15 protein-coding genes are annotated in these 19,268 nt (G+C 34.1%); 5 read left to right on the top strand and 10 right to left on the bottom strand.

From position 1 onward, the window contains the following. Positions 1–92: 92 nt before the first annotated feature. Complete coding sequence (locus tag ACFS3A_RS16810; RefSeq protein ID WP_379826721.1) at positions 93–911, bottom strand: AraC family transcriptional regulator; 819 nt, start codon at positions 909–911, stop codon at positions 93–95. A gap of 101 nt (positions 912–1,012) precedes the next feature. Here ACFS3A_RS16810 and ACFS3A_RS16805 point away from each other — a divergent pair, with 101 nt between their 5' ends. After that, a complete protein-coding gene (locus ACFS3A_RS16805) occupies positions 1,013–2,221 on the top strand; it encodes an MFS transporter (protein ID WP_379826720.1) in 1,209 nt (402 codons plus the stop codon). A 237-nt stretch (positions 2,222–2,458) separates the two neighbouring features. Beyond that, on the top strand, positions 2,459–3,850 hold the full coding sequence (locus ACFS3A_RS16800) for a phophatidylserine decarboxylase associated domain-containing protein (protein WP_379826719.1): 1,392 nt from the start codon (positions 2,459–2,461) through the stop codon (positions 3,848–3,850). A gap of 261 nt (positions 3,851–4,111) precedes the next feature. Here the strand turns inward: ACFS3A_RS16800 and ACFS3A_RS16795 are convergent, their stop codons facing one another. Continuing rightward, positions 4,112–4,315, bottom strand: coding sequence for a SymE family type I addiction module toxin (locus ACFS3A_RS16795; RefSeq protein ID WP_379826718.1), 204 nt, complete (start codon positions 4,313–4,315; stop codon positions 4,112–4,114). A 164-nt stretch (positions 4,316–4,479) separates the two neighbouring features. On the opposite strand from ACFS3A_RS16795, the gene ACFS3A_RS16790 reads away from it, so the two are divergent. Next, on the top strand, positions 4,480–4,692 hold the full coding sequence (locus ACFS3A_RS16790) for a helix-turn-helix transcriptional regulator (protein WP_379826717.1): 213 nt from the start codon (positions 4,480–4,482) through the stop codon (positions 4,690–4,692). Positions 4,693–4,738: 46 nt separating this feature from the next. Here ACFS3A_RS16790 and ACFS3A_RS16785 read toward each other — a convergent pair whose 3' ends face one another. The 4 genes from ACFS3A_RS16785 to ACFS3A_RS16770 all read right to left on the bottom strand — a co-directional run bounded on the left by ACFS3A_RS16785 (position 4,739) and on the right by ACFS3A_RS16770 (position 11,645). Beyond that, entirely contained in the window at positions 4,739–6,139 is a 1,401-nt protein-coding gene (locus tag ACFS3A_RS16785) for a hypothetical protein (protein WP_379826716.1), read from the bottom strand. Between the two features lie 199 nt (positions 6,140–6,338). Further along, entirely contained in the window at positions 6,339–7,919 is a 1,581-nt protein-coding gene (locus ACFS3A_RS16780) for a sodium:solute symporter (RefSeq protein WP_379826715.1), read from the bottom strand. Further along, positions 7,916–8,980 (bottom strand): Gfo/Idh/MocA family protein, encoded by a 1,065-nt coding sequence (locus ACFS3A_RS16775; RefSeq protein ID WP_379826714.1) that lies wholly within the window; start codon positions 8,978–8,980, stop codon positions 7,916–7,918. Before ACFS3A_RS16775 ends, ACFS3A_RS16780 begins: the two co-directional genes overlap by 4 nt. A 148-nt stretch (positions 8,981–9,128) precedes the next feature. Continuing rightward, positions 9,129–11,645, bottom strand: a complete 2,517-nt coding sequence (locus ACFS3A_RS16770) for an L-rhamnose mutarotase (protein WP_379826712.1) — start codon at positions 11,643–11,645, stop codon at positions 9,129–9,131. Between the two features lie 382 nt (positions 11,646–12,027). On the opposite strand from ACFS3A_RS16770, the gene ACFS3A_RS16765 reads away from it, so the two are divergent. Then, positions 12,028–13,704, top strand: coding sequence for a glycoside hydrolase family 28 protein (locus ACFS3A_RS16765; protein ID WP_379826711.1), 1,677 nt, complete (start codon positions 12,028–12,030; stop codon positions 13,702–13,704). Between the two features lie 12 nt (positions 13,705–13,716). Beyond that, complete coding sequence (gene pelA, locus ACFS3A_RS16760; protein ID WP_379826710.1) at positions 13,717–14,898, top strand: pectate lyase; 1,182 nt, start codon at positions 13,717–13,719, stop codon at positions 14,896–14,898. A gap of 358 nt (positions 14,899–15,256) precedes the next feature. Here the strand turns inward: pelA and ACFS3A_RS16755 are convergent, their stop codons facing one another. The 4 genes from ACFS3A_RS16755 to ACFS3A_RS16740 form a co-directional block, all read right to left on the bottom strand. Next, positions 15,257–16,087: an amidohydrolase family protein gene (locus ACFS3A_RS16755; protein WP_379826709.1), complete on the bottom strand. Its 831-nt coding sequence runs from the start codon at positions 16,085–16,087 to the stop codon at positions 15,257–15,259. Between the two features lie 6 nt (positions 16,088–16,093). After that, entirely contained in the window at positions 16,094–16,891 is a 798-nt protein-coding gene (locus tag ACFS3A_RS16750; protein ID WP_379826708.1) for an SDR family oxidoreductase, read from the bottom strand. A 235-nt stretch (positions 16,892–17,126) separates the two neighbouring features. Continuing rightward, complete coding sequence (locus ACFS3A_RS16745) at positions 17,127–18,140, bottom strand: zinc-binding alcohol dehydrogenase family protein (protein ID WP_379826707.1); 1,014 nt, start codon at positions 18,138–18,140, stop codon at positions 17,127–17,129. Between the two features lie 18 nt (positions 18,141–18,158). Then, positions 18,159–19,013: a fumarylacetoacetate hydrolase family protein gene (locus ACFS3A_RS16740; RefSeq protein ID WP_379826706.1), complete on the bottom strand. Its 855-nt coding sequence runs from the start codon at positions 19,011–19,013 to the stop codon at positions 18,159–18,161. Between the last annotated feature and the right edge of the window lie 255 nt (positions 19,014–19,268).

The following is a 19,268-nucleotide window of genomic DNA, read 5'->3' as shown; positions in this document are numbered from 1 at the left end:
AACCTATGTTTCTATGTGTTTAAAAAATCCGTCTAAATCCGCGTCTTTACGAAGTAAATCCGTTTAATCAGCGTTCAATTTACATTCAAAACCTAAGCAATCATTCTATCGTTCTCATTTTCATCTTCTAAAATATAATTAGAAGGTGTTTTGCCCAAATGCTTTTTAAACATATAAATAAAAGCACTTGTAGTTTCGTAACCCAAGTTGAAAGCAATTTCCTTGATGGATTGTTTTTCGCCCAAACGTTTTATGGCTTCTAGAAGTTTTAAACGAGTTCGCCAGTCACTGAAATTCATTCCCAGTTCTTTGATGAATAAACGTGATAAAGTTCTACTACTCATAAACGAAAGTTCGGCGTAATAATCGATTGTGTTTTTGCTAGCAACATCATCCATTAAAAGTTCGACTACTTTTTGCAATCTTTCGTGATTGGTTGTGGGCAGGAAAGTGGCGCTTGGTTCTATTAAAGCCAATTCGTCTAAAAAAACCGATATGATTCTGTGTTGTGGAGGCGTTAAATTTCCTTCTATTCCAAAAGAAATGATTTTGAAAACCAATTGCTTTAAAAACATCGGAATATCAAATGAAAAACTTTTCTCTGGTAATCCCGCCATTGCAGATGCATCAATAAAAACACTATAGTAATTAACGTCTTTCTGAAAAGTAACCTGATGCTCTACTCCACCCGGAAGCCACAAACCCTGTAACGGATTCACAACCCAGATATTATTTCCCACCACTACATTCATTACACCACGTGTTGCATAAATTAGCTGTCCTCTTGGGTGCGAGTGCGAAATACACATCTCGTTGGTTACCATTTCGGTATAGCCAATAACAGGAATCGATGGATCTTCTCTGTATCCATGTTCCTGCGCCATTCGATATGTCCGAATCTGGTTATTCATTGTCCAAATATAGCAATTCTGACATTAGTATTCTTTTAATCTTTGCAAAAAATAATACAGCTGTTGTTTTTTAGCCTAATTTAAAAATCAAAAAATACCACATGGACACTATTAAAGCAAATCCTGACATAGTTAAAAAAACCACCTATTCGATCTTATTTATCATCAGTTTTTCTCATTTAATTAATGATCTTTTACAGGCTGTTGTGCCTTCCATTTATCCACTTTTAAAGGAAAATTTCAACCTAAGTTTCTCTCAAATTGGAATCATTACTTTTACTTACCAAATCGTAGCTTCTATCCTTCAGCCTTTTGTGGGAATGTATACCGATAAAAACTCAAAACCATACTCGCTGATTATTGGAATGTGTTTTACCATGGTCGGACTTTTCATGGTTTCGATCGCTTCTAACTTTGTGTATTTATTATTATCAGTAAGTTTAATCGGAATCGGATCTTCCATTTTTCATCCTGAATCTTCACGTGTGGCTCATTTGGCTTCGGGCGGAAAAAGAGGCTTGGCACAGTCCATCTTTCAATTGGGAGGAAATGCAGGAAGTGCGATCGGACCATTATTAGCCGCTTTTATTGTAATTCCGCACGGACAATCTTATATCGCTTGGTTTTGTATTATTGCGTTAGTTGGTGTTTTTGCTTTGTATAAAATTGCAATATGGTACACGGCACACTTATCGGAAAGAAATGCTAATAAATCGGCTCATAAAATTGAAACACATCATTTATCTAAAAACCGTGTAATTGCTTCGTTGATTATTTTATTGGTTTTGATTTTCTCTAAATACTTCTACATGAGTAGTATTACAAGTTATTATACTTTCTTCCTTATTGATAAATTCCACATTACGATTCAGCAGTCGCAAGTCTATTTATTCTTGTTTTCGGGTGCTGTTGCGGCAGGAACTTTAATTGGAGGGCCAATTGGAGATCGTTATGGCAGAAAATACGTAATCTGGGTTTCTATTTTAGGTGTTGCTCCGTTTACTTTAATGTTACCTTACGTTTCTTTATTTTGGGTTGGAACTTTATCTGTAATTATCGGATTGATTCTTTCTTCGGCATTCTCAGCGATTCTGGTTTATGCAACTGAATTAATGCCTGGAAAAGTCGGACTTGTAGCGGGTCTTTTCTTCGGATTTGCTTTCGGAATGGGCGGTTTAGGTTCTGCTATTTTAGGAAAAATTGCCGATGCTACAAGTATTGAATATGTATTTAAGATTTGTGCGTTCCTGCCTTTAATTGGGATTATTACTGGATTCTTGCCGAATATTGAAGGGAGAAAAAAGGACTAATTTTTTAAACACATAGTCCCGAAGCTTCGGGATAGTATTTTGGATTGTCTTTAGAAGGCATTTCATTTTATAATAAACACATAGTTTTTCTGGATTGAAAAGCTATGTGTTTTTTTATCTAAGTTGCTTTTCCAAATGTATTTCGTTTCCTGTCAGCAATATAAGGTCTTCATAACACCAAAATAACCTTCTGTGACTATTTAACATTGTAGGATTATTTTCTAAAATACCTTCGTTATGAATTTAACCCAAACAACTATGGAAACAACAAAATTTACTAAAGCAAAACAATTATTGGGAGGCTGGTTACCCCAAAATCCACAAATTATCGAAGATTGGATTAAAAAAATCAAGAAATTTACAGCAGAAAATCCAACACAACTTATTCCCGAAATTGCCGATTTTCAGAATCTAGTGTATTCAGACTCTGTTTTATATGCTAATGTACAGGGAATGTTTGCCGAAGCTTATTTTTTAAAGCAAACTACTCCTTTAGAATGGGAACCGGAACCTATGACTTTTGAGGATTTCCTTGTCTTACTCAACGGAATCATGCAAACTGCTCCCGAAGCATACCAAACTGGCGCTCCCGGAAATCAAACACCAGCAGGTATGATTGGTTTTCCTATTAACGCTCTTTTAGCCTGGCCAATGGCGACTAGTTTTGGTTATGATGTTTTCTCAAACGTTTTGGTCAATCAGCAGTTAAAAAAGATATTAAACTACTGGTCTAAATTTTTGGTTACGGAAGATTCCAGATATGTTTTGATAGAAAATGATCCTTCAGAAGATGTAATTGCTTGGTTGAGCGAAGTAGCACAGTCCGAAATGATGCAAGTTGCTCAAGGAGCATTAGGTTTAGAACCGAATCCTATTTCGCCAAATGCTACATTTTCTGATGTCTTTCAATCAAATCCTTCAGATCCGTATTATGGATTCAAAAGCTGGGACGATTTTTTCACAAGATTGTTTTGCCAAAATGTCCGTCCAGTTACCGCACCCAATGATGATTCAATTATTGTAAACGCTTGTGAGTCGGCACCTTTACAAGTAGCCAAGAATGTAGCATTATCAGATCAATTTTGGTTAAAAGGACAGCCTTATTCATTGGAAAATATGATGAATTTTGATGAATTAGCTCCCCAATTTGATGGAGGAACAGTTTATCAGGCCTTTTTGAGTGCCTTAAGCTATCACCGCTGGCACAGTCCTGTAAACGGTAGAATTGTTAAAACAGCTATTGTAAACGGTTCGTATTATCTAGAAAATCTATATCAAGGTTTCTATAATCCGGCGGGACCCGATTCAAGTGCACCCAACAATTCACAACCTTTTTTAACAGCAGTTGCCACCAGAGCTATAATATTTATTGAAGCAGATAATCCTGCAATTGGACTTATGTGTGTAATCCCTGTGGGAATGGCAGAAGTTTCCAGCTGTGAAATAAAAGTAAAGGCCGGAGACATTGTGAAAAAAGGCGACGAACTGGGAATGTTTCATTTTGGAGGCTCCACACATTGTCTACTTTTTAGACCAAGTGTAAATTTAGCGTTCACCACTTATGAAACACCTGGTTTGGATGCAGCTTATAATATTCGTGTAAACACACAAATAGCAAAAGTGATTTAAACCTCAAGTTACTTTTTATAACGCTCAAAAGGCTTTAGCCAAAATATCTACAATTTGGCTAAAGCCTTTTCTATTTTTATTACATATACCTGCAGTTAAAACTGGAGGCAACTTATAAAATAACTTTGTTTTATTATTTATATTTTTTTCAAAACATAGCCAGTGGTTTCAACCACTGGAACAAAAAGCATATAACCTTACGTTTATCAAAATACGTTTCCCGTGGTTGAAACCACGGGCTATGTTTAAAATAGATGATTTTTATTTCGTTTCAGTTTCATTATTGGTGGTAATAATGATTTTATTTTGCTGATGTTCAATCGTTACGAAATTACCGTAATGGAAACCGATTTTCTGAAGCCATTTTCCGCAAAGACGAATTTCTGGAAATATAACGTATCGATGATATGATCTTGCGATATGTCTTGGCTGTATTTTTAATCGTCTTTTTACTGATTTTTTCATTTTATTTTTTATTTCATCGAAACAAAAATAGTAAAAATTATACTACAAATAATATTTTTAAGACACTAAATTATTGTTTTAGGGCAATTTTGAGTATTTGAAGTATTCTTTTTATTATATTTAAATTATAAGATATTTGCATGGAATGTCAATAAATCAACATTGTGTCGAAACTTAAGTTAAATAGAATAAAAGTTGTTTTGGTTGAAAACAATCGAACTAGTAAGGAATTATCTAATCATTTAGGCAAAACTGTATCGACTGTTTCGCGTTGGTGTACAAATGAAGCTCAGCCCTCTATTGAAACACTTTATGAGATTTCTAAATATTTAAAGATTGATATTCGGGAGTTGTTGGTTTCGACTGGGAATAAATAAAATAGTTTTCTATTATTTAAGCTATTTAAATCTTTTTGATAAATTATTATTTTACTACTTCTTTATATTTTTCCACATAATGATTTAACTTATCTATGTTATCAGAATGTAACTTAATTTTATGATTATGATGTTTTAATTCATCTATTGATTTTAATAAAATTTCAGAAAAAATTGAATATTTTTCTCCATAATGCAAGTCGAAATCGCTCTTTAGTCTAAGTTTCTCATTTTGATAGAATTTTTGTTCTTCTATAAGTTTATTATGTTTATTAATAAATGTCTCATAGAATGTTTTACTTACTTTAAGTTCTTTTTTTTGATCGTTAAGCGCTAGATAAACATTTGGAATAAATTTTCTATTAATTGATATAATCCTTTGAATGTAATCTTCTGTAGGTATAATTTCATTATAATCAATAATCTTACTTATGAAATCTAAAGCTCCAATAATTTTTTCTGTTCTAAAATCAATTAGTTCATAACCTTTGATATCTACTCGCTGTATAATAGTTTTTTCATCTTCTAAACTAACTTGATTTTCATCAATAAAATCAAATTCTGTTTCTTCGTAAAAGGTTTTTAAGCCATCAACCATCCTTTCACATTCACAAATGATATATTTTTCAATAAATTCTTTCTCATTTGTTAGCGATAAATTAGCAGCATTTTTTGTAAACTCAATTGCATTATACCAATATGAATTTTCAATTTTCGTTTTATAATAACGTATTCTATTTTCATTATCAGTAACTGCAATCCGACTTCTAAAACTCCTTGTATATCTAATAACTTCAGAAAAATTTGAGTATCGATAGTCAATCCATTCTGATAATGGAGTTATTTGAATATTTTTATAAGTCAGTAAAGAATAGAAAAAACTAACGCTACCATATCCGAAATTAGTTTTTACTTGTTGTTTTAAATTATTTGTTATCCTATACTCTGGATTTGACCAGCCACTAATTCTATGAGAATAAACTAAAACATTATCTATTTTTTTTGCACTATCATATGCAAACTCAATATTAAATACTTTAAACCATAATTTTATTTTATCAAAAATTTTCCTTTTTAAAGCTTTTATATTTATATCTAAATTTGAATCAAGGTTTTGGTCATTTGCAATTTTATTATTTGTATAAATCAACTCTCTTTCCATTGTAATATCTTTAATCCCATCATCAACATTTACAATAACGCTTTGATAAGCTTTATCTAATTCTCTACAGTAATTAAATATTTTGTTTGGGAGTTTTGGTTTTAAAGAGTTCTTTATAAAGAAAATAATCTGAAGAATATTATCATTATGTCCTTCACACAATTTTTCTAAAGTCAAAGTTTCTTCTTCAAAATGATTATCAATTAGAATCTTCGCAATATCAACTAATCCATTTTTTTCAATTAGCAATAATAAAAAGTCTTCATTTATATATTGTTCAGCCATCTTTACAATAATTATCTAAAAAACGAAAAAATAAAATTACATCGTTGATTATTTGAGCTTTATATATCAGTTATTATATCATTTAAACAAACCTAATCTTTTTTTAAAACTTCAATTCACATTTTATATTTTTTTTTAAAAATTTAAAAAAAATGCTTCCTTGATAAGGAAGCTTTTTAGTAAATTGAATAATCACAAATTAATTTCCATTAAAAACCAAATACAAAACCAAAATCATAAATCCCAACAAACCAAACAAAAGTTTCACCTTTTTACTCGTTTTAGGAATATCCGTTTCATCTGAAACATTCACTTCAGGTTTTTTATCGGTTAACGAAATAATAACAGCTGTAATTAAAAGCACGGCAAAAATGTAAAAGGAAATCAATAAAAAGTGAGGCCAAACTGGATATTTATCGGCAGGGAAAATCCATAGATATAAAACTCCAACAAACAAACTAAAAGCCGAACCCCAAGAAAGTGTTGCATTTACAGCCTTTTTGGTTGTACGTTTCCAGAAAACACTCAAAAGAAAAACAACAGATAACGAAGGCGCCAAGAACCCTAAAACTGCCTGAAAAATGTTGAATAAATTTTGTCCTTTGATATTGTCAATCGCAACGGCAATCAGAATCGCAAATACACATCCAGCGGCAATCGTTAAACGACCAATTTTAATTTGATCCTGAATCGTCGCCGTCGGGTTGATTTTCTTAACATAAATATCATTCGTAAAAACGGTGCTTAAAGCATTTAGAGAAGAACCAATTGTTCCTACCAAAACCGCAATCATCACACAGATTACCAAACCGTTCATTCCGCTTGGGAAAAGATTCGTAACCATGGTCATATAAGCCAAGTCTGAATTGCTTCCTAATTCTGGGTATAATGCATAACACAAAATTCCAGGTAAAATAAATAACGGAAGCGCCATCACTTTCAACCATCCAATAAAGTTCACGCCAAGTTGTCCTTGTTCCAGGTTCTTCGCACCTAAAACACTCTGCACCATCGATTGATCGGTACAGAAAAAAGCAACAGCTGCTACAGGATATCCCAATAAAATAGCCGGCCACGGATAATGTGCATCATCTGAAGGACGAACTAAATTCCAAAAATTAGATGGTGTTTTTGCAATTAAAACATCGATTCCGCCTAACTTTTGTAAACCTAAAAAGGAAAGCGTTAATGAAACGACAATTAACAAAATCATTTGAAAAACATTCACTTTTGCAATTGCTTTTAATCCTCCGGCAAACGTAAATATTCCAGAGAAAATCACTAAAACCGTAACGCTCTGCCACATCGGAATTCCCAAAATCTGACGAACTAAAACACCTCCGCTGAATAATCCTAAAGACAGCCAGCTTACCAAAATTTTTACCAAAGCGTACCAAGCCAAAATATTCTGTGTACTGTCACCGTAGCGTTTTCCCATATATTCTGGCATGGTGCTAACTTTACTCGCAATATATCTTGGTGCAAAAACCATTGCCAAAAGCAGTAAAAACACAAAAGCGTACCATTCGAAATTTCCCGCTACAATTCCCGTAGCATAACCAATACTCGCAAAAGCCAATAATGATGAAGGTCCAACATTGGTTCCCCACATATTAAACCCAATGCTATACCAGTTTAATGAATTTCCGGCCAGAAAAAGCGTTTCGTTTTTCTTTCTCTGTTTCATACTTACCACGTATCCAATGACTAATAAAGCCACTAAATAACCCGCAACAATTACAAAATCGAGCGTGGTTAATTTATCGTAAATACTGTTCATAGTCCATATTCGTTAAGAATATCGGCAATTTTAACCGGCATTCCTGTTTGCAGAGATTTATCCATTGCTTGTAATAAAGCTACAGTTCCGATTCCTTCTTCCATGTTTGGATACGCTTCAAAACCTTGCTCGATACTGTCCACAAAATATTCTAAGTAATTCTGATATTCTCCGCCGTGATGACTTTGTCCTTCAAAACGGAAATAATATTTTATCGTGCTGTCGCCCCATGTAATTACTTTTTCTTCTCCAGTTTTGTCTGTAACGGCATAACGCAATTCATGATAATCGGCCTGACTTGCTCCTTCTGTTGCTCTTAAAATCGTACTCATTCCGCTGTCACGTTGCGCTGGTTGAGTCGGCGAAGTATATACACCACTTACACGAGCAATTCTTCCATCGGTTGCTTTAAAAATAAAGTGCATCGTATCTTCATTTTTCAATCCAGCATTTTTTCCGTTACTGCTAATCATTCCGTACCCCATCACTTCTTCGATATTTGGAAGATACCATCTAATAAAATCAACGGGATGACTCAAACCTCCGTACAGCCATTTAAACGATTGCAAAAGCGACCATTCTTTCTTTAAAAACCATCTGTGATCGGCATGATATTGAGCTTCAATCGTAATTAAATCTCCAATTAAACCTGCTTCGTAATCCGCTCTTTGTCTTTTTGCTGGTTCGAAGAAACGAGAACTTTGTCCAATGAAAACTTTCTTTCCAGTTGATTTGCTTAATTCTAATAATTCTTTTGCATCCGAAAGATCATCGATAAACGGTTTGGTACAAACTACATGTTTTCCGTGCAACAAAGCTTGTTTTACATGTTGTGCGTGAAGATGATCCGGTGTGTAAATCGCAATAATATCAATTGATGCATCGTTTAACAAATCCTCGTAATTGGTGGTATACGAATGAAAATCGAATTCTTTTGCTCTTTGTTTACACAATTCTTCGTTTCGGTCACATATTTTAACGAGTTCTAGTTTTGAACTTTCGATTGCAGCCGACATTGTGCTTCGTCCTTCTCCAAGTCCCAGAATGGCTATTTTTAACATTGGTCTTTATTTTAGGTTTTTGATAGTTTTTTTTAGCCACGAATTCACGAATTATTTTTTTATAATCTGGATGTAATATTAATTCGAATTATTCGAAAAATAATCGTAAAGATTTTCAAAAGAAAATTCGTGAATTTGTGGCTATCTTTTATTTTTTTGCTTCTACTTCTACTTTGTTTAAGAAAATCCAGGTTTCGTCTGGTTTTGTGCCTTCAATTCCAGATTGGTATTTTTTCATTAAGGCGTTCCAATCGTCAACTCTTGGATTATTTTGAGTTGTTTTTGGATTTAATTTGTCCAGATTTTCACCTTTCGGAATACTAATGATCAAAATCAATTGTCTTTCGTTTTTAAAGACCTGCAATTGCTGGAAATCGGCGTTACAGAAACCTTTGGCTACTTCTGGCCATTTTTCGAATTGCGTTTTATGATACTCCACATATTCTTTTTGAAGTTTTTCATCGGCAGGAAGATTGGCTGTTAAAACCACATTTTCCCAATCTGATGCCGGTTTTGAATCTTTACATCTTTCGAAATTTTGGAAGTCGTAAACTAAATCTTCATATATTTTAATTTGTAATGAAGGAAAAGCACCTGCCAGTTTTCGTTTCGTTCTTTCTGGCTGATTCATTTTTCCGTAAATCACCAAATGATTTTTCCATTGGTACAATTCCTGACCTACAATTCTAAATCCGGTTAAAGTCGATTTGATTTTTTCAATATCAAAATCAGAACCTATCAATTCGATTGCATACGGTTTTGGCATTTCCTGCAATCCCCATTTTTCATCGATTACGACTTCTTTTTCTAAATCTTTGTAAGGCGCTCTGATTCCGGCATTGTCTTTAATTTTAGCACTTACATACGGATCGTTATATTCCCAGATATTGCCTTTTGGACCGTTATGGTTTTTAAGGATTTTCTTCTCGGCAATCCAATTGTTTTTAATCGTAAAACCTTCACTTCCTTCATCCGTATACAAATACAGCCATAAAAACGGATCGTGCGCATACGGACTATTGTAAACTTTGTCGATATAATTTTCTTCGATTCGGCTGCCGGGTTGAGCAGAAAGCGTATAAATTCCTGCTACATCATGCAGGTGTTTGGCATAATGATGAATTTTATTTCCTAGAATTTTATTGTTCTGCATCACGTTTGGCGTATGTGTCCAACCCCAGCCCATTGCCATTCCGGAATACGATACATCCGAAATTTCGTTGTGTTCAATGGTTATATTTCGAACAAAACCTGCGCTGATTCCCAGAGTTCCCCAATCTTCATTGGTTACGTTGGTGATTAAATTATCTGAAATCACTTCGTCCGAACACATTTCTCTTTCATCTTTTATGATTAAAGGCAAATGCGCTTCAAAAGCTTCTTCAGAGAAAATTCCAACGTTGATGGCACTTCCGCCAATATCTTTAAATAAATTTCCTTTTACTGTATTGTGATTTGTTCCTTTATTTAAATCTAAACCAGTCGAAGCCAAATGCTCAAAACGACAAGATTCAAACTGAATATTATTAGCATAATTTACTTCAACCGCTGAGCGAGGTCGTCCAACCCAAGCCTGATTTTCTAAACTCGCCTGATTTGGCGTTCCTGGAACTTTTAATTTATAAGCGTCTAACAAATATAAACCGGACTGCAACGGTACATGACCTTGCTGAGAAGGGCGAAGCCAGTTGCTGTACTGAAACGAAATTCCTTTAAATTGAAAATGATGAACAGGAGAATCGATTGTTCCTTTTACTTCTACAAGATTTTCTAAAACTGGAGCTGTAACGGTAACCGAATTAATCTCTTCTCCAGCTCTCGGAACATAATAGATTTTAGCATTTTTCTTGTCCAAATACCATTCTCCTGGTTCGTTTAAAAGTGAAAAAGCATTGTTTAAAAAATAAGCCGAATTTCCGTTATTTTTAGAAATCCACGGCGCTGGCCATGGATGTTCGCTTTGAATACGGCTTTCTGGTTCTTCAAACGAAAGTTTAGCACTGTCCTTTTGAACTTCGATATTTTTGATGCGTAAGTTGGCATTCGACCACCATTGCACAATAAACATTTCCATTCCCGGCTCAAACTTAACCGACTTATCTTTAAACGGAATCCAACAGGTTTGTTCCTCGTGATTCCATGATAAAATACGCTCCATTGTAGTTCCTGCAGTATTTTTGGCTCTTACGGCTTTTTTACCATTTACCCATAATTGTCTGTAATCAATCAGACTTCCTGCTTTTTTAGGAGCATCTGCCAACCAAACTGATCCTTTTTTCAGTCCGTTGATAACGGTTGTTGATTTTGTCCAGTTTTTAATTTCTATTCCACCGCTTATAATGGGTCTTGCATTTACATCGGCTTCAATTGTTGTTGGACTTTCTGCTGTTCCTGAATCTTCAGGACGTACGAATAACGGTTCGTTTAAATAATACGTCCCATTCATTACTATGATACGAATTCCGTCTTTTATCGATGGATCTTTTAGTCGGCGAAGTTCTCTGGCTTTTCGCATTGCCATGTGAACCGTTGCCAACGGGTTTGATTTTGTTCCGATGTTCGAATCTTTTCCTGATGGTGAAACCCAGATTTCAGCTCCACTTGCCGAAAACGAGAATATCAGTAAAAAAACGACTAGTAATTTGTTGAAAGGAATTAAACGCATTATTTATAGTATTGATTTTTTTCTTAAGCTAAAATTATGAGGCATTTATTTAAAGCACTATAATTTTTACAAATAATTGTATTTTTAACACTTTTACCAAATAACAGGGACAATTTAAAAGAATATAAAATCACAAGCATCCTGTACCCTCCTGTAATATTGACTTTAAGTCGGGATTCTTTAAAAACTCACTTTTCACTATCTTATGATTTTATAAATAGAAAAAGTTAAATTCATAAAAAATCTGTGATAAACTGGCTAAAACTGTTATTTCGTATTATTTTTTTAATAGATTTGTGTAATCGATTACATTTAAAGATTATTATTTATAAGAACTTAAATTTTCATATAAATAAAATAAACATCAAAAAAATTACTAACAATGAAAATCAACCGACTACAATTTGCTTCTCTTGCACTCGCTATCATGATGTGTTTGAGTTCTAAAAACCTTACTGCCCAAAATACCTCAAATGGTGCTTATCAAAACATTGAGTTTAAAATGTCTAAAATTAATGAGCCTGTTATTCCTAACAATACTGTAAACTTAAAAGATTACGGTGCAGTAAACGGAGGTTATATTTTAAATACTAAAGCATTTGCTGATGCTATTGAGGCACTTTCGAAAAAAGGTGGTGGTAAACTAATTATTCCACCTGGAATCTGGCTTACAGGACCGATTATATTAAAAAGTAATATTGAGCTGCATGCAGAAAGAGGTGCTCTGATAAAATTTTCTCCAGACAAAACTTTATATCCTTTAGTAGAAACCAATTTTGAAGGTTTGAATACTTGGCGTTGCATCTCTCCTATTTATGGTAAAAACCTTGAAAATATTGCTTTTACTGGAACTGGAGTTTGGGATGGTTCTGGAGAAGTATGGAGACAGGTTAAGAAAAGCAAAGTGACAGATAGCCAGTGGAAAGAAGTTATTGCAAGAGGCGGTGTTTTAAATAAAGAAAAAACAAGCTGGTATCCTTCAGAAGTTTTTATGAATGCTTCTAAAGGTGCTGACCAAAATGTGCGTCCGGATTTAAAAACAAAAGAAGAATTTGAAACGATTCATGATTTTCTTCGTCCTGTAATGGTAAGCATTCAAAATAGTAAAAGGGTTTTATTTGACGGCCCTGTTTTTCAAAATTCGCCAGCGTGGAATATCCATCCTTTTATGGTTGAAGATTTGATTGTTCGAAATGTAAGTGTTCGTAATCCTTGGTATTCTCAAAACGGAGACGGTCTTGATGTAGAATGCTGTAAAAACGTATTAGTTGAAAATTCAAGTTTTGATGTAGGAGATGATGCAATCTGTATTAAATCCGGAAAAGATAAAGACGGACGTGAAAGAGGTGTTCCTTGCGAAAACATCATTGTGAGAAATAATATCGTGTATCACGGTCACGGCGGTGTTACGGTAGGAAGTGAAATGTCTGGCGGCGTAAAAAACCTTCATGTGTCTAACTGCACTTTTATGGGAACAGATGTAGGTCTGCGTTTTAAAAGTGCCCGCGGAAGAGGTGGTGTCGTAGAAAACATCTTTATTTCGGATGTGTTTATGACTGATATTCCATCCCAAGCCATTTCTTTTAATTTGTATTATGGCGGAAAATCGATTGCAGAAACATTAGAAGAAGGCGGAGACAAAGTTGTGAACAAGGCGATGCCTGTGACAGTTGAAACTCCCCAATTTAAAAACATTTCGATTAAAAACATCACTATTAAAGGTGCTCAGCAAGCCGTATTTTTACAAGGTCTTCCAGAAATGAATTTAGAAAATATTGAAATCACAAACTTAATCGCTAAAGCCGAAAAAGGGTTTTCGATTATTGATGCTAAAGGAATAAAATTAAACAACTTACAATTAGATATTCAGGCTAAAAATGCATTTGAAATTTATAATGCTCAAAACCTTTCTCTAAAAAATGTAGCATTTAATCCTTCTTCTTCAAATAGCATTACAATTGCAGGAGAAGCCAGTAAAAATATCGATTTAAGCGGTTCTAATTTATCAAAAACTACTACTGTCGATAAAACTGTTCCTAAGAAAGCTGTTAAATTTTAAAACGGAGATTTTATGTTCAATTCCATAAACAGCTCGAAATTATTGGCATCAGCGTTTTGTGTCTTTTCATTTTTATATTCAAATGCACAGACAAACAGCGAGATTAGCACAAAACCTTTTACAGACGGCACCAATCATTGGTATTTTATCAAAGACAAAACCAATATCATAAATCCGATTCCTAATCAGCCCAAATATGCCGAGACGGATTATACCAAAATTGCCGATAATATTCTGTATTTCCAACGTGATAATGGAGGCTGGCCCAAGAATTATGATATGAAAGCTATTTTGACGCCACAACAAATTGACAGTGTGGTTAAGACGAAATATATTGAACATACAACTTTCGATAATGAAACGACTTATACCCATATTCATTATCTGGCGCAGGTTTATACACTAACAAAAGATCCGAGGTATAAAGATGGATGTCTGCGAGGTATTAATTTCACTATAAAAGCACAATATTCAAACGGAGGCTGGCCACAATATTATCCGCTCGAAAAAGGTTACAGTCGTCATATTACTTTTAATGACGGAGCTTACATGGGAATCATGAATCTCCTTAAAAAGATTATAAACAATGATCCTGATTATGCTTTTATTGATGCTAAAACCAGAAAAAAGGTAGCCAATGCCTACCAAAAAGGACTGGACTGTATTTTGAAAATGCAGATTAAAGACAATGAAAAATTAACTGCCTGGTGTCAGCAACACGACGAAATAACACTTGAACCTGCATGGGCTCGTAAATTTGAACCGCCTAGCATTTGTAACGCAGAAAGTGTTGATGTAGTTTTGTTTTTGATGGACATTGATAATCCAAATGAAAAGATAATCAATGCCATTCAGGGTGCTGTAAAATGGTTTCAGGATTCTAAAATCTATAATACCAGAGTTGAAAGTTTTGCTGCAGAAGAAATGGAATCCAAATACAAGAAAATCAAAAATGACGTAAGAGTCGTGCACGATACAACTGCTCCACCTATTTGGACTCGTTATTACGAACTTAAAACACATCGTCCTTTATTCTCTGATCGTGACAGTGAGTTTTTATATTCCTTAGCCGAAGTAAGCCGTGAAAGAAGAACAGGTTATGCGTGGTATACGGATAAACCTGAAAAAGCTTTGAAGAAATATCCTGAATGGCAGAAGAAATGGGCTCCGGAAAATAATGTTTTAAAAAATTAGAAATAATTTTTAACATTTCGACCGAAGTCACATTTTCAAATATAGCACTTGGTTTCAACCACGGAGACGCAATATTGAAACGTCTAGCATTGTGTTCCCGTGGTTGAAACCAAGGGTTAAGTTTTTTTATATTCTAATAATAGGCCAAAGGCCTAAAAGCATCACCATAGGGCAACGCCCTATGAATTGATATAGACCAGCATAATAAAGCCCTGAAAGGGCCCAAGCATTCATCCTCAAATTTGCTTACGCCCTTTCAGGCCTTTGTTGCATATCTCTATTTGCTGTCACTGGACGTTGCCCAGTGTTCATGATTTGAGCCTTTCAGGCTCTTATAATCTATGAGCTAACTTATAACTCATAACTTGTAAAACTCATTCGCATTTTCAAACCAAATCTTATTCTGGTCTTCAATAGAAAACTTCGAAATATAATCTTCCAATGTTTTTACCACTTCATTATAATCTGAAGCAACATTTAGAACTGGCCAATCTGAACCATACATTAATTTATCAACTGAAAAGTTTTCAAAAATCACATCTAAATACGGTTTTAAATCTTCTGGTTTCCAGTTTTTCCAATCGGCTTCTGTGACCATTCCTGAGATTTTACACCAAACATTATCATGTTTTGCAATTTCTTCAATACCACTTTTCCAGGAATCAATACTTCTTGATTTAATGTCCGGTTTTGCAATATGATCAATCACAAATTTTTGGTTTGGAAAATCTTTTACCAAACTTATTGCCGCTGGTAATTGACGTTCGAAAATCAATATATCATAAGTATAATTGAATGGCTTTAAAGCTGCGATTCCTCTTCTAAATTCTGCTCCATACATAAAATCATCGGCTTCGCCTTGAACGACGTGTCTAAAACCTTTCAGTTTTTTTTGATCTGAAAAGAATTGCAAACGTTCTTTAATGTTTTCATTTCGCAAATCTACCCAGCCTACAATACCTTTTATGAAATCATTTTTAGAAGCTAAATCCAATAAAAAATGAGTTTCCTCTTCCGACTGACTTGCCTGAACTGCAACACAGCCTTCAAACTGATTTTCTTTTAATAACGGCTGTAAATCTTCAGGAAGGAAATCTCTTTGAATATTTTGCATGGTTTCGTCGATCCAGCTGTCTCTAACGGGATCAAACTTCCAAAAATGCTGATGGGAATCTATTCTTTTACTCATATCTTTTTAATTAACATCGCTGATTAATGCGCGGTCTAAATGTACGTAACCTCCATCCACAAAAACAAATTGTCCTGTAGTATGCGATGATTTTTCAGAAATGATAAAAAGTGCTGTATCTGCAATTTCTTCTGTTTTCGTCATTCGGCTTTCTAACGGAATACTTTTATTGATTTTATTCAAAACCGTTTGTCCGTCTGGCAATGTTTTAATCCAATCTTCGTAAGCAGGCGTATAACTTTCAGCAATAATAATCGCATTCGAACGAATTCCGTATTGAATTAAATCTACAGCCCATTCTCTTGTTAGTCCTAAAACGCCACCTTTCGCAGCGGCATAACCCGAAGTCCCGCCCTGCCCTGTTAAAGCTACTTTTGAGCCAATATTCAAAATATTTCCTTTTGATTCTTTTAAATATGGAAGTGAATATTTAGCCAATAAAAAGTAACTTACTACGTTCAATTTCAAAGAATTCATAAAATCCTCGTAGCTTGAATCTAATCCTGCACCATCATTAACGCCAACATTATTAATTATAGCATCAATTCTGCCGTATTTAGCTCCGATTACTTTTACAGCATTTTCTATTGCAACAGGGTCGGTTACGTCAGTTTGTACAAATAGTGAATTAACGCCTCTTTTTTGAAGTCTTTCCACATATTCGAAACCTCTTGCATTTCTGTCAACTAAAACCGGAATAGCACCTTCATCTGCCAATCTGTTAACGATCGTTTCTCCGATACTGCCTTCTTTTCCAGCCGAACCAGAAACGACAACTATTTTATTTTTTAAGTTTAAATCCATTTTTGTGGGTATTAAAGTTTAGTAGTTAGATTTTCAAACACATAGAAACATAGATTTTAAAACCGTTCAAAGGCGTTTCACTTGCATAAATACACATAGCTATGTGTTAAGAAACTAGTTTCTTTTTTTATTCTCTTTTACAAACAATAAAAATCTATGTTTCTATGTGTTTAAAATTTTTGCAGCATTTTGTCATCCTGACGAAGGAATGACAAACAGTACCTACAATATATTCTTAGTCGATTTCAATCAACGCCTTGATCACATTATTTTTAGGATCAATCAGCTTCCCAAAATCAGTAATCATTTCAGAGAAATTTGTTCTGTGCGTGATGTATTTTTTAGGATCAATTTTTCCTTCTTTCAGGCATTTCATCACATATTCGAAATCTTCGATCGTTGCATTTCTGCTGCTCATTAAAGTCGATTCTCTTTTGTGGAAATCGGGATGACTAAAACTTAATTCTCCCTTTTGAAGTCCAACCAAAACAAATCTACCTCCATGTGAAATATAATTAAAAGCGCTGTTCATTACTTTCTGATTTCCAGTCGCATCAATAACAACATTTGCCATATCTCCATTTGTCAATTCAGCTAATTTTTGAGCAACATCATCGTTTAACGGATTAATCGTTTCATCAGCATTTAGTTCTGTTTTACAGAAATTTAATCTGTAATCGTTGATATCCATTACGATTACTTTTGCTCCAGCAATTTTAGCAAACTGAATCAAACCAATTCCGATTGGTCCTGCTCCCATTACCAAAACGGTATCCGTCGGTTTTACAGCCGCTCTTCTCACGCCATGTGCTGCAATTGCCAAAGGTTCAACCAAAGCCAATTCATCATAATCCAAACCTTGACCGTGCAGTAAATATTGTTCTGGAATTGATACATATTCAGCCATTCCACCGTCAATATGAACACCGAAAACTTTGATATTTACACAGCAATTTGTCAATCCGTTTCGACACGCAACACATTTTCCGCAGTTGAAATACGGAATAAAAGTTACTTTGTCGCCGGCTTTAAATCCTTCTGCATTTCCTTTTACATATTCTGCAGCCAATTCGTGACCTAAAATTCTTGGATATTCAAAATAAGGCTGAGTACCACCAAAAGCATGGATATCAGTTCCACAGATTCCGATTCTTTTAATTTTCAATAAAACTTCGCCCTCTTTTGGTTCCGGAATACTGGTTTCTTTTAGTAAAAATTCCTGCGGTTTTTCGCAAACTATATATTTCATTTTATACTTTCTTAATTTTTATTTTTGATATGCTACAGCCTTTTGTTTACTTGTTCCTAAACCTTCAATTCCTAATTCAACAACATCGCCCGCTTTAATATAAATCGGATCTGGTTTAATTCCTAAACCAACTCCTGGAGGCGTTCCTGTACTGATAATATCGCCCGGAAGCAAAGTCATAAACTGACTTAAATAATGTACCAGATAAGGAATTTTGAAAACTAGATTTAGTGTATTACTGTCTTGGTATTTTTTACCATTTACCGTCAGCCACATCTTTAAATTGTCAACATCTGTAATTTCGTCTTTTGTAGCCAAAAATGGTCCAAGAGGCGCAAAAGTATCGCTTCCTTTTCCTTTTGCCCATTGTCCTCCACGCTCTAATTGAAATGCTCTTTCGCTGTAATCGTTCAATAAAGCATAACCCGCAACGTAATCTAAAGCTTCCGCTTCTTCAACATAACTTGCTTTTTTTCCAACAATAAAAGCCAATTCTACTTCCCAATCTGTTTTTTCACTGTTTTTCGGAATAATCAAATCATCGTCTGGACCGCACAAAGAAGTTGTTGATTTGAAGAAAATAATAGGTTCTGTCGGAATCGGAGCGTTTGTTTCTTTACAGTGATCGATATAATTTAAACCAATGCAGATAATTTTTGAAGGTCTTGCCACCGGTGAACCTAAACGTATTGAAGCATCTACTTCCGGCAAAGTTGGATTACTTTCTAATGCTTTTTGTAATTTCTCTAATCCGTTTTCTTCAAAGAAACTTTCGTTAAAATCGGTTACAATCGAAGAAACATCGTATCTTTTCTCTCCAATCAAAACTCCGGGTTTCTCTTTTCCGATTTCTCCAAAACGTATTAATTTCATAATCGTATATTTTTTAGTTGTTAGTTTATAATTTGTAGTTATTCTTCATTCATTAATTCAAAATTCTTCAAAAAGAACATAGCAAAATTAATAAATGTAAAAATCACAATTACAAAAATACTTTTTAAAAATTAATATCCGAGTGATATTTTATTTTCCGTTAATGAAAATGACTAAACTTTAAATTTTTATAACATTTTTTAGATCGTTTGTAAAAATTATATCACTAATTATCGATTTATGTAAAAAAGATTT

The organism is Flavobacterium notoginsengisoli (genome assembly GCF_042686225.1).
Classification (GTDB): Bacteria; Bacteroidota; Bacteroidia; order Flavobacteriales; family Flavobacteriaceae; genus Flavobacterium; species Flavobacterium notoginsengisoli.
Note: the sequence above shows the minus strand (reverse complement) of the source record. Positions and strands in the feature narration are given on the sequence as shown.